1 protein-coding gene and 2 pseudogenes are annotated in these 2,966 nt (G+C 47.0%); 2 read left to right on the forward strand and 1 reads right to left on the reverse strand.

The window, feature by feature from the left end:
- Positions 1 to 367: pseudogene (locus A3735_RS16990) on the reverse strand (hypothetical protein); the annotation flags it as partial.
- Positions 368 to 703: 336 nt separating this feature from the next.
- On the opposite strand from A3735_RS16990, the gene A3735_RS16995 reads away from it, so the two are divergent.
- A complete protein-coding gene (locus tag A3735_RS16995) occupies positions 704 to 2,026 on the forward strand; it encodes a hypothetical protein (protein WP_231872338.1) in 1,323 nt (440 codons plus the stop codon).
- Between the two features lie 12 nt (positions 2,027 to 2,038).
- A pseudogene (locus A3735_RS17000) lies at positions 2,039 to 2,966 on the forward strand (LamG domain-containing protein); the annotation flags it as partial.

Here is a 2,966-nt window from a genome sequence, read left to right on the forward strand (position 1 = left end):
CTTCATCGGCATTCTCTATCTCTGGCGCACGCATCGAGAAGAGTAGTTTCTTACCATCATAAGAAGTACTGAGGTCACGTACATCGTAGAGCAGCTCACCGTCGTCGTTTAAGAACGATTCATCAGCAAAGGCTGCCGAAGAAATATCCACCGTTTGAGCATCAAGTGATGCTTTTTGCTTTAGGTATAAAACAGCACCAGGACGAAACGATTGCGGCTCAGCAGCATTATCTGGCTCAACTTCGCCCTCATCATTTTCTAGAGGTCTTTCTATATAAGCTAAAGGTAAGTCAACTACAACAGGATCCGTGCCATCAGAGCTACAGGCAACAATAAGAGGCAGACTGATCATAGCAACAAGGCTCAACAATACCTGTCTCAAAAAGCCGGAATTTGAAGGCTTGGGTAATCTAAAATGCCTTTTGAAGGCTCGATTCAGAAAAACCGAAACGTAAAAAAATGTTAACCTGACATGCTTCACAATATTCTCCCTATTCGACATAATCGAGCCCAGTTAAGGACTTAGACAAGGATTATGTCTCTCAGTATGTCTTCTTCCTAAGTACATTCCAGCGCATTTGAGTTACGCAATGTAATGGTGAGCACTGCCACACAAAATGCGCCTATCATCTTCAATTAAACTTCAAACATAGAGCGTTTGGGTCTAATTTAAATAAGCTCCGATCCAAAGAGGGAACAAGCTATGAATGTATTTCCTGTATTACCTAAGCTACTGAAACAAATAAAGCACGACGGTTTCTGGCAAGCAGCTATGACGCCAGCATATACAAAAACATTGATCGGAAAAATTAAGCTTATGCACCAGCGCATGAAATTTCTGTCACTTATACTTCTCTCTACACTATTCGTGAGCTCGACTCTAACGGCCGGGGAACGAGAGCAAGCTAAACGTATACATGACAGAATAGCGGGTGTGCCCCCTACTGCAAGTGTACTCGACTCTATGGCGGCGGATATTTTGGCGGGCGAAGCTAGCAATGCGGCCTATACGGCAATGGAACACACTGCTTTCTATGACGTTACGCTAAAAAACCTTGCAGCCCCCTGGACAAATGAAGCCATGTCCAGCTTTGTGCCCTTCAATGACTATATGGCAACCGTAATTGGTTTAGTACGCGATGACGCAGACTTTCGGTCAGTTCTATATAGCGACGTGCTCTATGTCGGAAATTCTTCACTTGGGCTACCAAACCCGAGCATCAGTAGCAACGCGCATTATGAAGCTCTGGAAGATGGCGGACACAGCCTAAAAGAGTATCTGATTGCCAGCACTCAGTCGGAACAATACAACATCCCTAGCGCTGCCGCTGCCGGTATCATGACCACGCGCGCATCCGCTCATGCATTCATGAAAGACGGTACCAATCGTGCACTGTTCCGTTTTACCGTGTTAAACCACTTATGCAACGATATGGAGCAACTTAACGACACCTCCTTACCACCTGACCGCGTCAGGCAAGATGTTTCGCGTAGCCCTGGTGGCGACAGCAGAATCTTCTTAAACAGCTGTGTAGGTTGTCATAACGGCATGGACCCTCTTACCCAAGCGTTTGCTTACTACAACTATGATTACAATGTTGAGAATGACCCAGAGGGTTTAAACGGCCAAATGGTCTATAACCAGGAAGGCATGACCGATGCGAGCACTGGCAGCCGCGTACAAGCAAAGTATCACATCAACGCTAACAACTTTGAGTTTGGCTATATCACGCCAGATGACAGCTGGGAAAATTACTGGCGCTCAGGAAGAAACCAGTTACTGGGATGGGATTCCACCCTCCCCGGCTCTGGAAATGGCGCTGCATCCATGGCACAAGAACTTGCACATTCCGAAGCCTTTGCCGAATGCCAAGTGAAAAAAGTTTTCCAGAATGTCTGCCTAAGAGAACCATCAGACGCTGCTGACCGAGCTGAAGTTGCATCAATGGTCACATCATTCAAAAACAGTGGATATCAACTCAAAAGAGTCTTTGCAGATTCAGCCACCTACTGCATGGGCGAATAGGAGGATATGACAATGAAAGCAACTAATACCTTAAAAAGCATTTGTTTATCACTCCTTGCCCTAATTCTACTTAGCGCCTGCGGTACTGACAGCGGCCAGGAAAATACCGACAACCCTAACACTAACCAAAACACCAGTACCGATGAGTATCTAGGCCCTGCGCCAGAAACTGACGATGCGCTAAAGTTTCAGACCGAGTTTTGGGAAAATATCGTTACTGAAAACCGCTGCGGCGCTTGCCACGGTGCTGATGGTCAGTCCCCTAAATTCGCACGCTTCGACGACGTTAACCTGGCACTTGCTGATGCCAGTAGCTTGATCGATCGAGATGACCCGGCAGAATCGGCTCTTATCACAAAAGTTGCAAACGGCCATAATTGCTGGGCATCTAACGGACAAGGTGGCACCGATATCGACACCTGTGTAACGATTCTCACTGGGTGGGTCGAAAATTGGGTGGGTGACAATGCTGCCAGCACTAATGAAATCATCCTACGCTCTCCACAAATCAAAGACCCTGGGAGCAGTAAGTCCTTCCCTGAGGATACTTTAAGCTACTCAAGCACTGTCTACCCTCTACTCACAGAGTATTGCAGTGACTGTCATGTCGAAGGCCAGCAAACTCCTTTTATTGGCAGCTCCGATGTTGACACCTCTTACCTGGCTGCTCAGAGTCGAATTAGCCTGGAAACCCCCGGTAACTCCCGACTAGTACAACGCTTACTCAATGAGTTTCATAACTGCTGGGAAGTTGGTTGTGAAGCCTCATCAACTGAAATGAGAACAGCGATCGAAGCCTTTTCTAATTCGATCACTGCCGCCGCGATTGACGAAACACTGATTACCAGTAAAGCGCTTGTATTGGTGGGTGACGGCATCGTTGCCAACTCAGGTGGCCGCTATGAAGATGATGTGATTGCCCTATACGAGTTCAAAGCCG

This window comes from Oleiphilus sp. HI0061 (assembly GCF_001635675.1).